Below are 15,947 nucleotides of genomic sequence, written 5' to 3'. Positions count from 1 at the left end.
GATCAGAAAAGCCGCGGCTCGAACCTACCAGGAACTCTGGAAGGCCGTCGGCCATGTGTGCAACCTCTTCACCGACGAGGAATGCTACAACTTCTTCAAGGCGGCAGGATATAGAACCGATTAAACGCGACACGCTCTAAATGGTTAACGCAGGCTGGTCATGCCGGTCCGGGCCAGGGTTTTGTGTCGAAGGTCTTGGCGTACCAAGGCAGCGTTTCACCGATACGCAGCCCCATGTCACGCCATTCGCGGAACCACGGATCAGAGAGATGCGTGTCGACATAGCGCTGGGCGACGTCCGAGAGGGTGACATCGTAACCCGCGAACCGTGCGGCAACCGGGGCAAAGGCGATGTCGGCGATGGAGTATTCTCCGAGCAGCCACGGTCCCTTGTCGGCGTAAAGCTTGCGGGCGTGGGTCCAGACCGTTTCGATGCGGGCGATGTCGGCGCAGGTCGCGTCAGACAGGGGCACATTGCGGTAGGCGGTGCGCAGGTTCATCGGGCATTCGCCCCGCAGAGACCCAAAGCCGGAGTGCACTTCGGCGGCGAGCGCCCGGCCAAGGCCACGGGCCGCCGGATCGGACGGCCAGAGCCCGGCGTCAGGGTGGCGGCTGTGCAGTTCCTCTGCCATGGCAAGCGAATCCCAGATGACCGTGCCTTCGGGGGTGCGCATTGCGGGAACGGTGCGAGCGGGCGCGATCTCGGTGAGCTGATCTGCGACTTCGGCCTTGTGGAAATCCACCAGATGCTTGGCCGGTGCAATGCCGAGTTTTCGGAACAGCAGCCAGCCGCGCAGAGACCAACGGGAATAGGCGTAATCGCCGATGAAAAGCTCGTAAGTCATGCAGATATCTCTTTCAGTGCCAGTCTTTCGCGCATCGTTAACTGCAAACCGCTGGCTTGCCCAATTTCAAATTGTGCGTGGGGCGATCACCGGAGCGAATGAATGGTCAAAGCGTCGTAATGGTATTGAAACTTTTTTTCATGAATCTTTGATCCATCTACTGAACGCGCGCGTACTCACTACAACAGACAAAGATCAGGGGGCACCAATGGCACTGGACTCGTTTAACGACCAAACCCTGTCGCGCCGCGCGATGAAAGCAGAACTGCTGGACGCGGAGACGGAACTCAAGCTTGCCTATGCGTGGCGCGATCAGCGCGACGAGGTTGCGCTTCATCGTCTGATCACAGCCTATATGCGGTTGGCGATTTCGATGGCGTCGAAGTTCAAGCGCTACGGCGCGCCGATGAACGACCTGATCCAGGAAGCCGGTCTGGGCCTCATGAAGGCTGCGGACAAGTTCGACCCCGACCGGGGTGTACGCTTTTCGACCTATGCGGTCTGGTGGATCAAGGCGTCGATCCAGGACTACGTGATGCGCAACTGGTCTATCGTGCGCACCGGCTCCACATCGTCGCAAAAGTCGTTGTTCTTCAACATGCGCCGTGTTCAGGCGCGGCTGGAGCGTGAGGCTGCGTCTGAGGGCAAGGTGCTCGAAGGGCACGAGCTGCGCCGGATGATCGCCGAAGAGATTGGCGTGCCGCTCCATGATGTCGAGATGATGGAGGGCCGGTTGTCCGGGTCCGATTATTCCCTGAACGCGACGCAATCGACCGAGGATGAGGGCCGCGAGTGGATCGACGCGCTGGAAGACGAGAGCGCGCAGGCGGATGAGCGGGTGGAAGAGGATATGGACCTCGCACAGCTGCGCCAGTGGCTGCTCATGGCGATGAACCAGTTGAACGAACGCGAGCGGTTCATTGTGCGTGAACGCAAGCTTCGGGAGGATGCGCGGACGCTGGAAAGCCTTGGCAACGAGCTGGGTCTGTCCAAGGAGCGGGTGCGCCAGTTGGAAGCGGCGGCATTTGCGAAAATTCGCAAGTCGCTTGAAGCGCAAAGCCCTGAGGTGCATCACTTCCTTTCATGAAGTATGCGTTGATTTCTCTTATGTTCGCCCCCACGGCTTTGGTTGCTGGGGGCGTTTTTGTTGGTGCGGACGTGGTGTTCCTTGGGGAATTGCACGACAACCCGGCGCATCACCTGCGGCAGGCGGAGTATGTGGCTGAGTTGGCGCCGACCGCGCTGGTGTTCGAGATGCTGACGCAGGCGCAGGCAGATTTGGTGACGCCGGAGTTGGTGGCGGACGAAGCGGCGTTGGAGGCCGCTTTGGGTTGGAACGCCAGCGGCTGGCCGGACTTTTCGATGTATTATCCCATCTTTGCGGCGGTCCCCGAGGCGGCGTATTTTGGTGCGGCGGTGCCAAGGGACGTGGCACGGGCGGCGATGGCCGAGGGAATGGCATCGGCGTTTCGTGGGGATGCGGACGCGTATGGTTTGACGGCGGTTTTGCCGGAGGAGCAGCAGGAAGAGCGCGAGGCGTTGCAGCTGGCGGCGCATTGCGATGCGATGCCGGAAGAGATGTTGCCGATCATGGTGGACATTCAGCGGCTGCGGGATGCGGAACTGGCCTATTCCGCGGTTCAGGCGTTCAGCGCGCATGGCGGGCCGGTGGTGGTGATCACCGGGAACGGGCATGCGCGGATGGATTGGGGCGCGCCGGTTTACCTGATGGCGGCAGCGCCCGCGCTGCGGGTGGCCGCGTTGGGGCAGGGGGAGGAGGAAGTTCCGCCCTCGGGGCTTTTTGACGTGATCGAAAGCGCGCCAGAGGTGGATCGGGGCGATCCCTGCGCCGCGTTCCGCTGATTGAGTTTTGTCCGGCAGCCCCGTAACAAGGTGCGGAACCCTGTCAGGACTGTGCCTTATGTTGAGCGGCAAACGTATTCTTCTGATCATCGGCGGCGGGATCGCGGCGTATAAATGCCTCGATCTGATCCGTAGGTTGCGCGAACGCGGTGCGGCGGTGACGCCGGTCATGACGCGGGCGGCGGCGGAGTTTGTCACACCTCTGTCGGTGTCGGCGCTTGCAGGGGAAAAGGTTTATACCGAGCTGTTCGATCTGACCGATGAGGCCGAGATGGGGCATATCCAGTTGTCCCGCGTGGCCGATCTGGTGCTGGTGGGCCCGGCGACGGCGGATCTGATGGCGAAGATGGCGCAGGGGATGGCGGGAGATCTGGCGACCACGCTTTTGCTGGCCACGGACACGCCAGTGATGATCGCACCTGCGATGAATGTGCGGATGTGGGAGCATCCGGCGACGCAGCGCAATCTGGCGGTTTTGAAAGGCGACGGGGTTTCGGTTGTGGGACCGAACAATGGTGACATGGCCTGTGGCGAATACGGTCCGGGGCGCATGGCGGAGCCGTTGGAAATTGTAGACGCCGTGGTGGGCGCGCTGGCGGATGGACCGCTCAGGGGCAAGCGGATTGTTGTGACCTCTGGCCCGACGCATGAGCCGATTGATCCGGTGCGTTATATCGCGAACCGGTCTTCGGGCGCACAGGGCACTGCGATTGCGGCCGCGCTGCGGGCGTTGGGCGCCGAGGTGGTCTTTGTCACCGGGCCCGCGGATGTTGCGCCGCCGGATGGCGTCGAAGTGGTGCGTGTTGAGACCGCGCGCGAGATGCGGGCGGCAGTGCTGGCCGCTCTTCCAGCCGATGCGGCTGTCTTCGCGGCGGCGGTGGCGGATTGGCGGGTGGTCGGGGCGTCGGACAGCAAGATCAAAAAAGTCGCTGGCGCGCTGCCGGTGCTGGAATTCGCGGAGAACCCGGACATTCTGGCCGAGGTGTCCCGGATGCCGGAGGGGCGCCCGAGCCTTGTGGTGGGTTTTGCCGCAGAGACCAATGATGTGATCGAGAACGCAACCGCCAAGCGGATGCGTAAAGGCTGTGACTGGATCGTGGCGAATGACGTGTCGCCTGCGACGGGGATCATGGGTGGGACCGAGAATGCGATCACGTTGATCTCGGACAGCGGGGCCGAGGCGTGGCCGCGCATGGGCAAGGATGCGGTGGCGCGGCAATTGGCAGCACGGATTGCCGACGCGCTGGTCTGACGGCGCGGTTGGGCCATTTTGCATATTTGGAAAAAGAAGAAGGGCAAGGCGTGGTCGCGATCAGGCTGACTTGGGATGACGAAGCGGACAGGTCTTTGGGGCTGCCGGTCTATGCCACTGCCGGGGCGGCGGGGGCGGATTTGCGGGCGAATTTCCCGGACCGCGGGTCTGTTGTGCTGGAACCGGGCGCGCGGGCGCTGGTGCCAACGGGGCTGCGCATGGCGATCCCGGAAGGGTATGAGGTGCAGATCAGGCCGCGTTCGGGGCTTGCTTTGAAGCACGGAATCACACTGCCCAATTCTCCGGGGACCATCGACAGCGATTATCGCGGGCCTTTGGGGGTGATCGTGATGAATGCCGGGCAGGACGCCTTTGAGATTGCGCATGGCGACCGGATTGCGCAGATGATTGTGGCCCCGGTCTTGCGGGCAGAGTTTGCGTTGGTGGAGACCCTCGACGACACGGCGCGGGGCGCGGGTGGTTTTGGATCGACCGGGGTGTCGGAATGATCGTTGTCTTTGCCATGGCCGCTGCCCTGTGGGGGCTGGGCGCGCTGATGAAGATGCCGCGTTCGGCGCGGCTTTATATGATCGGGCTGCTGTACGTGGGCGTTCTGTTCATCCAGATCGCGTTGCCTGCGGGCCATCCGTTGCGCATGGCGACGGGCGAGAGTGCGGCGCTGTGGATTCTTTTGGGTGTGTTTGCGGCGATTGCCATTCTTTATGGGAAGGTCGTCAAACGGTTGAAAGACCGTGCGCTGGTCAAGGAACGGGGCGACGCCCCGCCGGTGCAGCGCTCTGCCAGTTTTTCGGCCTCGGAGTTGGAGCGTTATGCGCGTCATATCGTGCTGCGCGAGATCGGTGGGCTGGGGCAAAAGGCGCTGCGCGATGCCAAGGTGCTGGTGATCGGCGCAGGCGGGCTGGGCGCGCCTGCGTTGCAATATCTGGCAGCGGCGGGGGTCGGCACCATCGGGGTGATCGACGATGATGTGGTCGAAAACGCCAATCTGCAACGGCAGGTGATCCACCGGGATCAGGATATCGGGATGCCCAAGGTGTTTTCCGCGCAGGCCGCGATGCTGGCGCAGAACCCGCATGTCGAGGTGCGCCCCTATCATCGACGGCTGACCGAGGATGTGGCCGAAAAGCTGGTGGCGGAGTATGATCTGGTGCTGGATGGCACAGACAATTTCGACACCCGCTATCTGGCGAACCGCGCGGCCGTGGCCATGGGCAAGCCGTTGATTTCTGGGGCTTTGTCGCAATGGGAAGGGCAGATCTCGGTGTTTGATCCGTCCTCGGGCACGCCGTGCTACCAGTGTATCTTTCCAGAGGCCCCGGCGGCGGGTCTTGCGCCGTCCTGTGCCGAGGCTGGCGTGATCGGGCCCTTGCCCGGTGTGATCGGGTCGATGATGGCTGTTGAGGCGATCAAGCTGATCACCGGGGCGGGGCAGGCATTGAAGGGCGAGATGCTGATCTACGACGCGCTTTGGGGTGAGACGCGGAAAATCGGGCTTAAGCCGCGGGGCGATTGCCCGGTGTGTGGCAAGGGCTTGCCGGAATAACTGGAATTCAGAGTTTGATACCTGTTTCCCCAGAAAAATTGAGGATTTTCTGCATAGCGGTCTGTTCGGTTGCGGCGTCCTTGTCGTAATTCCCTTCCACGTTGACTTTAAGGTTGCTACCCGGAAACGCTTTCTTGCCGTGCTCTGTGTCAATGATCGCAAACTTTCGGTGCGGCACATCCGGTGGTACTTTATTAGGAATCAGAGTCAGGGATCCGATATAGCCAATGACCGTTATGTCTCCAAACCCGGAACCATTCAGACGTTCTTTGAGCCGGGATGCAAATGATTGACCGAATTCGTCAAATTCATGCGCAAACGCGCCTGAATCACAATTCAAGCATTTGATGCGCGTCCTGGTGCTGTTTGTCATTCCCAGATTGGTCAGCAAATGAACGATTTGAGCGGCTGTCGCTGTTTTACCTTCAGCTTGATCGGTTTCGTCAGCTAGATACGAGGTCTCGGACCTCAGAAGTTCGCTTCCACGATCGCAGTGGCCGAGGAGGCAAATGCTCAAAACAGTTTGTGAATCGAGATACTTCAACGGTTGATGTCGGACGTCAGATGGATCGAGGAACATCATCGCCTTGTTTTGATTGCTCCAGCCTACATATATGGTTTTAAAGTATTTATCTATGCCTCGGGCATCTGTGAATGGGTAAACCAGAATATTCATTTTGTGATCCAGACAATTTTTGAAGGTTGTGCAAATCAAATAATTCGTGTTCGATTGAGTGCTGCCGCATCGGAGACGTTAAGCCATTTACGTCACTTCGCCTAATGCAAATCCGCGGACGGGCAAATCTCCAGACTGCTCAAAAAAGCTGACACATTTGGTTGCCAGCATAGGCGCGACCTTCCCTTGCAACCGGCGGCGCGGGTGTTAGCTATTGCGGGAGACACAGGAGATTTCTCGCATGAGTAACCCGCTATTGTCCAGCTGGGACACCCCGTTTGGCCTGCCGCCGTTTGACCTGATCGAGGACGCGCATTTCGCGCCTGCGATCGAGGCTGCGATGGCGGAAGGGCTGGCAGAGGTCGAGGCCGTGGCGACCAACGCAGAGCCGCCGACCTTCGTGAACACGGTCGAAGGGTTGATGAAGACGGGCGCGACGTTGGACCGGGTTCTTGGGGTGTTCTACAACCTTGCCGGGGCCGACAGCACCGACATGCGTGAAGAGATCATGCGAGAGTTTTCGCCCAAGCTCGCGGCGCATTCGGCGGCGATCTATGGCAATCAGGCGCTGTTTGCGCGGATCGAACAGGTGTGGCTGGCGCGGGATGCGCTGGACCTGACGCCCGAGCAGGCGCGGGTGCTGATGCTGACCCATCGCGGGTTCGTGCGCGCAGGCGCTGCGCTGACCGGGGATGAGGCGGTGCGGATGAAGGAGATCAAGGGGCGGTTGGCCACTTTGGGCACGCAGTTCGGGCAGAACCTACTGGCGGATGAGCGGGATTGGCAGCGGGCCTTGTCCGAGGACGAGTTGGAGGGATTGCCTGCATTTGTGGTGAGCGCAGTGCGCGCGGCAGGCAAGGAGCGGGGCGCAGATGGCCCGGTATTGACGCTGTCGCGGTCGGTGATTGTGCCGTTCTTGCAGTTCTGTCCGAACCGGTCGTTGCGGGAAGAGGCATGGCGCGCCTGGGTGGCGCGCGGCGAGAATGGCGGCAAGACTGACAACCGTGGGGTTGCAGCGGAGATTTTGCAGTTGCGCGCCGAACGGGCGAAGTTGCTCGGCTATGATGATTTCGCGTCCTACAAGCTTGAGACCGAGATGGCGAAAACGCCTGAGGCTGTTCGAGGTTTGTTAATGGATGTGTGGGAGCCTGCGAAGGCGCGGGCTTTGGCGGATGCTGCGCTGCTGGAAGAGAGGATGGTGGCCGATGGTGTGAACGGTCCGTTGCAGGCGTGGGATTGGCGGTATTATTCCGAGGCGCGGCGGAGCGAGGAATTTGCGCTGAATGAGGCGGAGCTGAAGCCTTATTTCCAGTTGGAAAACATGATTCAAGCGTCCTTTGCCTGTGCCAATCGGCTGTTCGGGTTGGAGTTCTGGCCTTTGGATGTGGCGCTCTACCACCCCGATGCGCGGGCGTGGGAGGTGACGCGCAACGGGCAGCATGTCGCGGTGTTCATCGGCGATTACTTTGCACGGGCGTCGAAACGGTCGGGTGCGTGGTGCTCGGCGATGCGGTCTCAGCGCAAGTTCCCGGATGTGCAGGCGCCGATCGTTGTGAATATCTGCAACTTCGCCAAGGGCGATCCGGCGCTGCTGTCGTATGATGACGCGCGGACGCTGTTCCACGAGTTCGGTCATGCGCTGCACCAGATGCTGTCAGATGTGACCTATGACATGATCTCGGGCACATCGGTGGCGCGGGACTTTGTCGAGTTGCCGAGCCAGCTTTATGAGCATTGGCTGGAAGTGCCGGAGGTGCTTCAGGAATTCGCGGTCCATGCGGAGACCGGCGAGGCGATGCCGCAGGAGCTGCTGGACAAGGTGCTGGCGGCGGCGACCTATGACATGGGGTTCCAGACGGTGGAATATGTGGCTTCGGCGCTGGTTGATCTGGCGTTCCACGAAGGGGAACCGCCCGCCGATCCGATGGCGGAGCAGGCCCACGTGCTGGCTGATTTGGGGATGCCCGAGGCCATCGTGATGCGTCATGCCACGCCGCATTTCGCGCATGTGTTCACCGGCGACGGCTATTCGTCGGGCTACTACAGCTACATGTGGTCCGAGGTGATGGATGCGGATGCGTTCGAAGCGTTCGAGGAAGCGGGCGGCGCGTTTGATCCGGCGATGGCGGGCAAGCTGGAGGAGTTCATCCTGTCGGCAGGCGGGTCCGAAGAGGCGGATGTGCTCTATACCAAGTTCCGGGGGCGGATGCCGGGGGTTGAGGCGCTGCTCAAGGGGCGCGGGCTGGCGGCTTAAGGCAGCCAGTTCACGAAGCACGGGGTCGACCCCTATAACGGGGTCGGTACGCGCGATTGGACAGAGCGGGCATGCCTTTGAAGGCATGTGTCCCACTTTTTCAAGGATAGCGGCTGCCGGGCGAATGGGAGTCCTTACCCGTCACGGCAGAAGCCGACCGCTGGTTTGCGGGCCGAACTGCGCGATGACGCGGTCGGCCATGGCGGGGTTGTGGCGGACCAATGCGCCCACTTCTCGGGCGATGCTGCGGCGGGTGGCGCTGCGGGCGGCCCGGTATTGCAGGGCGAGCGCGTCGAGCAGCTTGTCCTGCACGCTTTGGGTCACCAGCCCCGGCGTGAGATAATGCGCGACAATGGCTTCGACGGCGGGCTGGCCTTGCAATTCGATCAATGCGGTCACGTACGCGCCAAGATGGGCGGTGTCCTGCAGAACGGCGCTGTGTAGGGCAGTGGCTAGGGGTGCAGCAAAGCTGCGGTCGCCGGAGAGACCTGCCAAGAGGATGCGGATCGGGCGCTGGTCGGGATCGCCCGTTTCGATATCCTGCATCAGGTTGCGCAGGGGCGGGACGCGTAGGTCTTTCAGCGTCGGGTAGGGCAGACGGTCAAGCTCTTGCAGGGCCAGGCGTTGGAGATCGGGATTGGGGTCGTTGACGAGCGACGCGAAGAGGCGCAGGCGCTCTGAGTCCCGTCCCATTTGCCATGCGGACTGGTTTTCGATCACGGTGTCGATCACGCTGCGGTAGCGGGTGTCGAGCAGCGCGGCTTCGGTCCACGGGCCATACGCGCCGTCACGGACCAGCAGGACGGTCGCGCCGCTGTCCTGCGACGTGGCGGTGCGGAACGCGGCGCTGGCGGCGATGGGGATGGTGCCGAGATTGGGACCAATCAGCGCGTCGATCGTGTCATAGGTGCCCGACGCATTCGGGCGCGCGATGACCGCCTGTTCGGTTTCGAGCAGCATGTCCACCAGCGTCGGGTCGGGAATATAGCCGTGAAAGGCACAGGCAACTGCATCCTGCGCGGGGGTGAGCGCGAGCAGGAGGGCTGCTGTCCATCCTAGGTCAGGCCTGTAGGTCAATTTGCCCAAAACGCGCTCCGCGATGTGATAAGTGACCTCAGAATACCGCAGTCGCGTTGGCGATCAAAGGGCGCTGTCAGTCCTTCGACGGGGGTGAAGTGGTCAGGTTTTCGGTTTCAAGGAAGCGCTCGAACGCATCTAGGTTGATGGCTTCGAACTGACCGAAGGCCTGCATCCAGATGCTGGCATCGCGCAGGGCATCGGGTTCGAGTTTGCACCATTTCACGCGGCCGCGTTTTTCCTGGCTGATGAGACCCGCGTCTGCCAAAGCCATCAGGTGTTTGGAAATCGCGGCAAGCGACATCTCGAACGGCTCTGCCACGTCGGTGACGGCCATGTCATCTTCGAGCAGCATCGTCAGGATCTGACGGCGCGTCGGGTCTGCCAGAGCTGCAAAGACAGTGTCGAGTGTTGGGGCCATGACGCGCAGTAGACGGAGACCGCGCTAAAACTCAACCGAAAAGTTGAATATGCAGAATGGGCCGGAACCGGGGGATCCACGGCTGCGACCGTTTGGTTGGGCTTCTCTGATCCGAATGAAAGATAATATTTTTCAATGGGATAGATTGTGAAGAAGTGCGCCAACCAGCGCCTTGACTCAGGCCATGCTGCACCGTAGTACATGCGCAACGTTCCGACGGAGTGGAGTGCGTGTCTGAGAGCGATCCAAAGCAGTGGCTGAAAGAGCTGGAAGCGCGGATCGCGGCGGCCAAGGGGGCCAAGGAAGACAAGCCACACCAGGAGGAACACTACAGCCAGGCGCAGCAAGCGTGGCGCATGGTGATCGAGATGGTGTCCGGTCTTGGGATCGGATTTGGCATCGGATACGGGCTCGATACGGTCTTTGGGACCGATCCGTGGTTGATGGTGCTGTTTACATTGCTGGGCTTTGCGGCAGGGGTCAACGTGATGATCCGGACTGCCAAGGAGTTGCAGATCAAGCAACTGGCCGATCTGGCCGGAGAGAACGAGAGGGATCGACATGGCGACGGAAGCTGAGGGCGGCGGACTTGTATTCCACCCGATGGACCAGTTCATCGTCAAACCGCTTTTCGGTGATGGCGCGGTGGGCATGTTCACCTTTACCAACGTGGCACTGTGGCTGCTGCTGGCGGTGGCGTGTGTGATCGCGCTGATGGTGCTGGGCACCTCCAAGCGCGCCACCATCCCGACGCGCACCCAGTCCGTGGCCGAGCTGGCCTACGGGTTCATCTACAAGATGGTCGAGGACGTGACCGGCAAGGATGCCGTAAAGTACTTTCCGTACATCTTCACGTTGTTCATGTTCATCGTGTTCTCGAACTTCCTCGCGCTGATCCCGACGTCCTTCTCGCCGACCTCGCATATCGCGATCACGGCGGTTCTGGGTTTCGGCGTCTTCATCGCGGTGACGGTTCTGGGTTTCGTCAAGAACGGCGCAGGCTTCCTTGGCCTCTTCTGGGTCTCGAGCGCGCCTTTGGCGCTGCGTCCTATCCTTGCGGTCATCGAACTGATTTCCTACTTCGTGCGCCCTGTCAGCCACTCCATCCGTCTTGCGGGCAACATCATGGCAGGTCACGCGGTTCTCAAGGTTTTCGCTGGCTTTGCCGCGATCACCGCTGTCGCGCCGCTGTCTATCCTCGGCATCACGGCCATCTATGCACTGGAAGTGCTCGTCGGCTTCATTCAGGCCTACGTGTTCACGATCCTGACCTGCGTGTACCTCAAGGACGCGCTGCACCCGTCACACTAACGAAAGGTGCGTGACATCGCGCACCCTACGCACAAACGCTAACTTCCAATCGTAAGGAGAATTCACATGGAAGGCGATCTCGCACACATCGGCGCAGGCCTGGCAGCAATCGGTTCCGGCGCAGCCGCAATCGGGGTGGGCAACGTGGCCGGTAACTACCTCGCAGGTGCCCTGCGTAACCCGTCCGCTGCTGCATCGCAGACAGCAACGCTCTTCATCGGTATCGCGTTCGCAGAAGCGCTGGGGATCTTCGCGTTCCTCGTGTCGCTCCTGCTGATGTTCGCCGTCTAAGCTTCGGACTTTTATCCTTACGCGCGGGCGGTGCCGTAATCACGCGGCCCGCCCGATGTAACGACAAGTTCCGACGGAGGACGACATGGCAACCGAAACCACTGGTACAGCCAGCGCATGTGTGGGTCCGGATGGCAGCGCCATCGGCATGCCGCAGCTTTGCGCCGACTGGATGCCGAACCAGATCTTCTGGCTTTTGATCGCGCTGGTCGCGATTTACTTTGTCCTGTCCCGCATCGCGCTGCCGCGCATTGCGACGGTTCTGGCGGAACGACAAGGCACGATTACAAACGACCTCGCGGCTGCTGAAGATCTCAAGCAGAGAGCCGTGGAAGCCGAAGAGGCGTATAACAAGGCTCTGGCCGATGCCCGCGCCGAGGCGCAAAAGATCATCGCCCAGAACAAGGCCGACATGCAGGCCGAGTTGGACAAGGCGATTGCCAAGGCAGATGCCGAGATTGCAGCCAAGGCTGCGGAATCCGAAAAAGCGATTTCGGACATCCGTGCATCGGCTGTCGAGAGCGTCGAGGCCGTGGCCAAGGACACGGCGGGCGCCATTGTGGCTGCTGTCGGTGGACAGGCGGATGATACCGCTGTCGCCGCTGCCGTTGACGCACAGATGAAGGGGTGAGCGACATGAACCGTATCATGACCATTGCCGCCGCATCGTTGTTTGCAAGCCCCGCGCTTGCCGCTGGGGACAAGCCCTTCTTCTCGCTGGCGAACACCGACTTCGTGGTGACCATCGGTTTCCTCGTTTTCATCGGCGTATTGCTGTATTTCAAGGTTCCGACCTTGATCCTTGGCATGCTCGACAAGCGCGCCGAAGGGATCAAGAGCGAGCTGAACGAAGCCAAGGCGCTCCGCGAGGAAGCACAGGCTCTGCTGGCCTCCTACGAGCGCCGTCAGCGCGAAGTGCAGGAGCAGGCAGACCGGATCATCGCCCATGCCAAAGAAGAGGCTGTGCTGGCTGGTGAGCAGGCTCGTGCAGATTTGGAGCGGTCGATCGCGCGTCGGTTGGCTGCTGCCGAGGACCAGATTGCATCCGCTCAGGCCAGTGCCGTCAAGGAAGTGCGCGATCGCGCGATTGCCGTGGCGATCAAAGCCGCCCGTGACGTTGTGGCCAGGCAGATGACCGCCAAGGACGCGGCGAAGAGCATCGACGATGCGATTGCCGAAGTTGGGCAAAAGCTGCACTGATCTTATCAACCACCGAAACGAAAAGGGCCCCGGTTGTCCGGGGCTTTTTGTTTTCTCGGGTCGAGTTAACTCTGTTTTGACCAACCGCGCGTATCGCTCTACGGTAACGAGGCGCAAAGTTACCATGGTTGATACCGTGACGCATGCCTTGATCCTTGAACATCTGAAGGCGATTCAGTCCAAGATGGCTGTCGTGTCGTCTGACCTTTCCGATGTTAAGACAGATGTTCGAAGCGTGAAAAGCCATATGGCGGCCTTTCTGCAGGCCGAAGTCGCGCAGGACAATGCGATTGCGTCGATACAAGCTCGGCTTGATCGAATCGAACAACATCTGAATTTGCAGGACGGTCCTTAGCCCGCCGGTGGCACGCGGGCCCCAAACAACGCCGAGCCGACGCGGATATGGGTGGCGCCGAAGGCGATAGCCTGTTCGAAATCGTCGCTCATCCCCATCGAGAGTTGGTTAAGGCCGTTGCGGTCGGCCAGTTTGCGGAGCAGCGCGAAATGCAGGGATGGGGTCTCGTCCACCGGGGGGATGCACATGAGGCCCCGCACGGGCAGGTCGAGGTCGCGGCATTCCTGCACAAACGCATCGGTGTCGGCAGGTGCGATGCCAGCTTTTTGCGGCTCCTCTCCGGTGTTTACCTGAATGAACAGCGGCGGGCACTTGCCCATCTCCTGGGCAAGGCGGGCGAATGTATGTGCCAATTTGGGTCGGTCGAGCGTGTGGATCATGTCGAAGAGTTCGAACGCCTGTCGGGCCTTGTTGCTTTGCAGGGGGCCGATCAGGTGCAGGTCGATGCCGTCATAGGTTTCGCGGAATCCGGGCCACTTGCCGGCCGCTTCCTGCACGCGGTTCTCACCAAAGCTGCGGTGGCCTTCCTTGATGACAGACTCGACCCGCTCGTTTGGCTGAACCTTGGACACGGCGATCAGCGTGATGTCCGAAGGATCGCGGTCGGCCTCCTTGGCGGCCTTGGCGATGCGCGCGGTGATGTCGGTCAATCCCATGGTGTGTCTCCCCAAGCGTCGATGAAGGGTTGCAGATCGGTCTCGTAGCGGCGCCATGCGGCGGCAGAGCTTTTGTAGATCGGTTGGCGGACCTGATGCAGGCTGAGGGTTTTCACGGTGCCGCCTTTTTCATGGAAATTAAGGCACTGATCCTCCCAGTCGAGACCGGCTGCCGCGATCAGGTGCTTTGATTGCGTTTCGGGGTCTGACACGAGGTCTTCGTAGCGTACTTCCGCAAACCGGTCGGGCAGGGTGTCACGCCAGTGCGCGATGATCTGGCGGAAGGATTTGATCACTTCGGCGATCGCGGCGAGATCGTTGGCATAGCGGTGTGTGCCAGCGCTGAAGTGGTTCTTGTAGATCGACAAGGCAATGTCGCGGGGGTCGCGATGGACCACGATGAACCGGGCATTGGGCAGGGTTGCGTGGAGGAGGCCGTAAATCAGGTAGGCCATGATCGATTTGTCGGTCAGGTGGGTCTTGGCCGGGTTGGCGAAGGGGTGAATCGCGCTGTTCAAGCGGGTTGCAAAGTCTTTGAGGCGATCTTGCGGTTCGTTCGCCAATGGGCGCATTTCGGCACCTGCGCCAAAGAGGTCGTAGGCGGTTCTGAGAGCCGTCGCCATCTCGCCTCCGGCGTGCACCTTGCTGTGACTGGCGATGATCTGCTCGGCCAAGGTTGTCCCCGAGCGCGGCAGGCCTGTGACGAAGATAAGGGCCGGATCGGTGCCCGATGATTCCGCAATCTGAGCGAGTCCTTTCTGCGCTGCCAGAACGCCATCGCGTTCCGCGTTGCGCGTATTGGGATCGTCGGGCCAGAGTTCGGCCTGCGCTTTGTTGGCAATTTTGAGGTGCGGAAACACTTTGGCGGTGGTCTTTGTGTCCTCCATCGCCTTGGCGAGTGCGAAATTTATGTGCATGCGACCCTGTGGCGACAGCTTGGGATGGTTGGCCAGACGCCGCATCGCCCCTATCATCGGATCGTTGGGCTGAATGCGGATTGTTGTGGCGAGCATCCGGTAAAGTTCGGCATCGTAGGGGTGCTTTTTCTGAAGCTTCCGCAGCAGATTTTCAGAGTCGTCAAAGCGGCCTGCGGTCTGAAGGTACAGCGCTTTTTCCGCCTGGGGTTTGATCGCTTTGGGATTGAGGGCGATCAGCCGGTCAAAGAGAGACAGGACAGTGTCGTGGTGCCCGGCAAGGGAATGCGCTGCAATCGCCTCGGTCAGGATGGCGGGTTCGGAGGGACGCAGTTCAAGCGCACGGTCGATGGACGAAAGCCGTTTGTCCTGATCGCCAAGCCGTGCCGCCAACCGGGCGCGTTGGAAATGGATTTCGGGAAGATTGGGTGTTTGCAGGGCCAAGCCATCCAACAGGCCAGCCGCCTGCGCAACGTCGCCCTGACGGGAGAGGGCCAGAGCCTTGTCATAGGCGGTTTTGACAGCGTGGAGCGGATTGGTCTGCATCGGAGCCTTCACCTTTTTCGGTTCTAGCTACTTGGGCTCTGCCCAAAAGAAAAGAGCGGGCGCAAGGCCCGCTCTTTCCTTTAGATCAAGCTTTGCAGCTTAGAAGGACATCGCCACACCGAGGGAGAACGTGTCTTCGTAGGTGCCGCCGTCGATGTCGCCACCGCCGTAGCCGAGCTGTGCGACGAGACCGCCACCCAGATCGTAGTTGACTGCGATACCGTAGCCGCTGGAGTCTGCGCCGAACGCGTCATCCACGTCGAACTCACCGTAGTTCACGCCGATTGTCAGCGCGTTCATGGTGTAGCCGAGGCCGATTGCCCAATGGCTGCCGTTGTCAGCGCCGTTGTCGCTGTCGTCGGTCATGTTGGTGTAGTTCACGATTGCCTGGAGACCGTTGCCAAAGGTGGTTGCAACGCTGAGACCGATCAGTGTGTCGTAAAGACGCGCTGCTTCGTCAACTTTCTGGTAACCAAAGCCGAGGCCGAGGTCCAGACCAGCGAGCGATGCCTTGTAGGATGCACCCAGAGCAAACGCTGTGTCGAAATCGGTTGCGTTGCGGTCCGGCGAAACCGAGATCGGTAAGCGCCGCGTTACCACCCTCATAGACGTTTGAAGTTTGTCATCTGAGAAGAGCCCATCCGGACAAGGAGGGTTCCGATGGATGATACAGTGCAAAATTACGTAACTTCTCACAGTGCCGAAGAAGGATACGCAGGGCG

19 protein-coding genes are annotated in these 15,947 nt (G+C 60.7%); 12 read left to right on the top strand and 7 right to left on the bottom strand.

Annotation, left to right across the window (positions count from 1 at the left end; genetic code table 11):
- Positions 1 to 158: 158 nt before the first annotated feature.
- Entirely contained in the window at positions 159 to 845 is a 687-nt protein-coding gene (locus JJ869_RS16505; protein WP_292268691.1) for a glutathione S-transferase, read from the bottom strand.
- Between the two features lie 208 nt (positions 846 to 1,053).
- Between JJ869_RS16505 and JJ869_RS16500 the strand changes: the two genes are divergently transcribed.
- Genes JJ869_RS16500 through moeB form a run of 5 tightly spaced genes read left to right on the top strand, consistent with a single transcriptional unit; the run spans position 1,054 to position 5,524 of the window.
- The gene (locus JJ869_RS16500) at positions 1,054 to 1,932 is read left to right on the top strand and encodes an RNA polymerase factor sigma-32 (RefSeq protein WP_292268689.1); all 879 of its coding nucleotides are present in this window, start codon (positions 1,054 to 1,056) and stop codon (positions 1,930 to 1,932) included.
- Positions 1,933 to 1,952: 20 nt separating this feature from the next.
- Positions 1,953 to 2,708: a ChaN family lipoprotein gene (locus JJ869_RS16495; RefSeq protein WP_292268687.1), complete on the top strand. Its 756-nt coding sequence runs from the start codon at positions 1,953 to 1,955 to the stop codon at positions 2,706 to 2,708.
- Positions 2,709 to 2,766: 58 nt separating this feature from the next.
- The gene (gene coaBC, locus JJ869_RS16490; protein ID WP_292268686.1) at positions 2,767 to 3,960 is read left to right on the top strand and encodes a bifunctional phosphopantothenoylcysteine decarboxylase/phosphopantothenate--cysteine ligase CoaBC; all 1,194 of its coding nucleotides are present in this window, start codon (positions 2,767 to 2,769) and stop codon (positions 3,958 to 3,960) included.
- A gap of 50 nt (positions 3,961 to 4,010) precedes the next feature.
- Positions 4,011 to 4,469, top strand: coding sequence for a dUTP diphosphatase (gene dut / locus JJ869_RS16485; RefSeq protein ID WP_292268685.1), 459 nt, complete (start codon positions 4,011 to 4,013; stop codon positions 4,467 to 4,469).
- Positions 4,466 to 5,524, top strand: a complete 1,059-nt coding sequence (gene moeB / locus JJ869_RS16480) for a molybdopterin-synthase adenylyltransferase MoeB (protein ID WP_292268683.1) — start codon at positions 4,466 to 4,468, stop codon at positions 5,522 to 5,524. Before dut ends, moeB begins: the two co-directional genes overlap by 4 nt.
- A gap of 7 nt (positions 5,525 to 5,531) precedes the next feature.
- Here moeB and JJ869_RS16475 read toward each other — a convergent pair whose 3' ends face one another.
- Complete coding sequence (locus JJ869_RS16475; RefSeq protein WP_292268680.1) at positions 5,532 to 6,200, bottom strand: hypothetical protein; 669 nt, start codon at positions 6,198 to 6,200, stop codon at positions 5,532 to 5,534.
- A gap of 241 nt (positions 6,201 to 6,441) precedes the next feature.
- Between JJ869_RS16475 and JJ869_RS16470 the strand changes: the two genes are divergently transcribed.
- Positions 6,442 to 8,454 carry a M3 family metallopeptidase gene (locus JJ869_RS16470; RefSeq protein ID WP_292268679.1) on the top strand — a complete coding sequence of 671 codons (2,013 nt, stop codon included), beginning with the start codon at positions 6,442 to 6,444 and terminating at the stop codon, positions 8,452 to 8,454.
- Positions 8,455 to 8,595: 141 nt separating this feature from the next.
- Here the strand turns inward: JJ869_RS16470 and JJ869_RS16465 are convergent, their stop codons facing one another.
- Both JJ869_RS16465 and JJ869_RS16460 read right to left on the bottom strand, forming a co-directional pair.
- The gene (locus tag JJ869_RS16465) at positions 8,596 to 9,540 is read right to left on the bottom strand and encodes a hypothetical protein (RefSeq protein WP_292268677.1); all 945 of its coding nucleotides are present in this window, start codon (positions 9,538 to 9,540) and stop codon (positions 8,596 to 8,598) included.
- 67 nt (positions 9,541 to 9,607) lie between these two features.
- On the bottom strand, positions 9,608 to 9,952 hold the full coding sequence (locus JJ869_RS16460) for a metalloregulator ArsR/SmtB family transcription factor (RefSeq protein WP_292268674.1): 345 nt from the start codon (positions 9,950 to 9,952) through the stop codon (positions 9,608 to 9,610).
- Positions 9,953 to 10,182: 230 nt separating this feature from the next.
- Between JJ869_RS16460 and JJ869_RS16455 the strand changes: the two genes are divergently transcribed.
- The 6 genes from JJ869_RS16455 to JJ869_RS16430 all read left to right on the top strand — a co-directional run bounded on the left by JJ869_RS16455 (position 10,183) and on the right by JJ869_RS16430 (position 13,109).
- On the top strand, positions 10,183 to 10,530 hold the full coding sequence (locus JJ869_RS16455) for an AtpZ/AtpI family protein (protein WP_292268672.1): 348 nt from the start codon (positions 10,183 to 10,185) through the stop codon (positions 10,528 to 10,530).
- Entirely contained in the window at positions 10,514 to 11,263 is a 750-nt protein-coding gene (locus tag JJ869_RS16450; RefSeq protein WP_292268670.1) for a F0F1 ATP synthase subunit A, read from the top strand. Before JJ869_RS16455 ends, JJ869_RS16450 begins: the two co-directional genes overlap by 17 nt.
- Positions 11,264 to 11,329: 66 nt before the next feature.
- On the top strand, positions 11,330 to 11,554 hold the full coding sequence (locus JJ869_RS16445; protein ID WP_072775827.1) for a F0F1 ATP synthase subunit C: 225 nt from the start codon (positions 11,330 to 11,332) through the stop codon (positions 11,552 to 11,554).
- An 85-nt stretch (positions 11,555 to 11,639) separates the two neighbouring features.
- Positions 11,640 to 12,185 carry a F0F1 ATP synthase subunit B' gene (locus JJ869_RS16440; RefSeq protein ID WP_292268668.1) on the top strand — a complete coding sequence of 182 codons (546 nt, stop codon included), beginning with the start codon at positions 11,640 to 11,642 and terminating at the stop codon, positions 12,183 to 12,185.
- Entirely contained in the window at positions 12,182 to 12,754 is a 573-nt protein-coding gene (locus JJ869_RS16435) for a F0F1 ATP synthase subunit B (RefSeq protein WP_292268666.1), read from the top strand. The genes JJ869_RS16440 and JJ869_RS16435 overlap by 4 nt, the downstream gene beginning before the upstream one ends.
- Positions 12,755 to 12,878: 124 nt before the next feature.
- The gene (locus tag JJ869_RS16430; RefSeq protein WP_292268664.1) at positions 12,879 to 13,109 is read left to right on the top strand and encodes a hypothetical protein; all 231 of its coding nucleotides are present in this window, start codon (positions 12,879 to 12,881) and stop codon (positions 13,107 to 13,109) included.
- Here JJ869_RS16430 and JJ869_RS16425 read toward each other — a convergent pair.
- From JJ869_RS16425 to JJ869_RS16415, 3 genes are all read right to left on the bottom strand, one after another.
- A complete protein-coding gene (locus JJ869_RS16425) occupies positions 13,106 to 13,765 on the bottom strand; it encodes a YggS family pyridoxal phosphate-dependent enzyme (protein WP_292268662.1) in 660 nt (219 codons plus the stop codon). The two genes, JJ869_RS16430 and JJ869_RS16425, sit on opposite strands and share 4 nt — an antisense overlap.
- Positions 13,756 to 15,225, bottom strand: coding sequence for a tetratricopeptide repeat-containing sulfotransferase family protein (locus JJ869_RS16420; protein WP_292268660.1), 1,470 nt, complete (start codon positions 15,223 to 15,225; stop codon positions 13,756 to 13,758). The genes JJ869_RS16425 and JJ869_RS16420 overlap by 10 nt, the downstream gene beginning before the upstream one ends.
- A 99-nt stretch (positions 15,226 to 15,324) precedes the next feature.
- Positions 15,325 to 15,831 (bottom strand): porin, encoded by a 507-nt coding sequence (locus JJ869_RS16415; RefSeq protein ID WP_292268658.1) that lies wholly within the window; start codon positions 15,829 to 15,831, stop codon positions 15,325 to 15,327.
- Between the last annotated feature and the right edge of the window lie 116 nt (positions 15,832 to 15,947).

Origin of the sequence: Marivita sp. (assembly GCF_017643905.1) — a bacterium.
Lineage (GTDB): Bacteria > Pseudomonadota > Alphaproteobacteria > Rhodobacterales > Rhodobacteraceae > Marivita.
The sequence above is the reverse complement of the archived record's forward strand: the minus strand, read 5'-3'. Positions and strand labels throughout refer to the sequence as shown.

Coding starts and splice junctions, on each gene's coding strand:
- JJ869_RS16505 (WP_292268691.1), bottom strand. CDS start 845: ATGACTTACGAGCTTTTCATCGGCGATTACGCCTATTCCCGTTGGTCT.
- JJ869_RS16500 (WP_292268689.1), top strand. CDS start 1,054: ATGGCACTGGACTCGTTTAACGACCAAACCCTGTCGCGCCGCGCGATG.
- JJ869_RS16495 (WP_292268687.1), top strand. CDS start 1,953: ATGTTCGCCCCCACGGCTTTGGTTGCTGGGGGCGTTTTTGTTGGTGCG.
- coaBC (WP_292268686.1), top strand. CDS start 2,767: ATGTTGAGCGGCAAACGTATTCTTCTGATCATCGGCGGCGGGATCGCG.
- moeB (WP_292268683.1), top strand. CDS start 4,466: ATGATCGTTGTCTTTGCCATGGCCGCTGCCCTGTGGGGGCTGGGCGCG.
- JJ869_RS16475 (WP_292268680.1), bottom strand. CDS start 6,200: ATGAATATTCTGGTTTACCCATTCACAGATGCCCGAGGCATAGATAAA.
- JJ869_RS16470 (WP_292268679.1), top strand. CDS start 6,442: ATGAGTAACCCGCTATTGTCCAGCTGGGACACCCCGTTTGGCCTGCCG.
- JJ869_RS16460 (WP_292268674.1), bottom strand. CDS start 9,952: ATGGCCCCAACACTCGACACTGTCTTTGCAGCTCTGGCAGACCCGACG.
- JJ869_RS16450 (WP_292268670.1), top strand. CDS start 10,514: ATGGCGACGGAAGCTGAGGGCGGCGGACTTGTATTCCACCCGATGGAC.
- JJ869_RS16445 (WP_072775827.1), top strand. CDS start 11,330: ATGGAAGGCGATCTCGCACACATCGGCGCAGGCCTGGCAGCAATCGGT.
- JJ869_RS16440 (WP_292268668.1), top strand. CDS start 11,640: ATGGCAACCGAAACCACTGGTACAGCCAGCGCATGTGTGGGTCCGGAT.
- JJ869_RS16430 (WP_292268664.1), top strand. CDS start 12,879: ATGGTTGATACCGTGACGCATGCCTTGATCCTTGAACATCTGAAGGCG.
- JJ869_RS16425 (WP_292268662.1), bottom strand. CDS start 13,765: ATGGGATTGACCGACATCACCGCGCGCATCGCCAAGGCCGCCAAGGAG.
- JJ869_RS16420 (WP_292268660.1), bottom strand. CDS start 15,225: ATGCAGACCAATCCGCTCCACGCTGTCAAAACCGCCTATGACAAGGCT.
- JJ869_RS16415 (WP_292268658.1), bottom strand. CDS start 15,831: ATGAGGGTGGTAACGCGGCGCTTACCGATCTCGGTTTCGCCGGACCGC.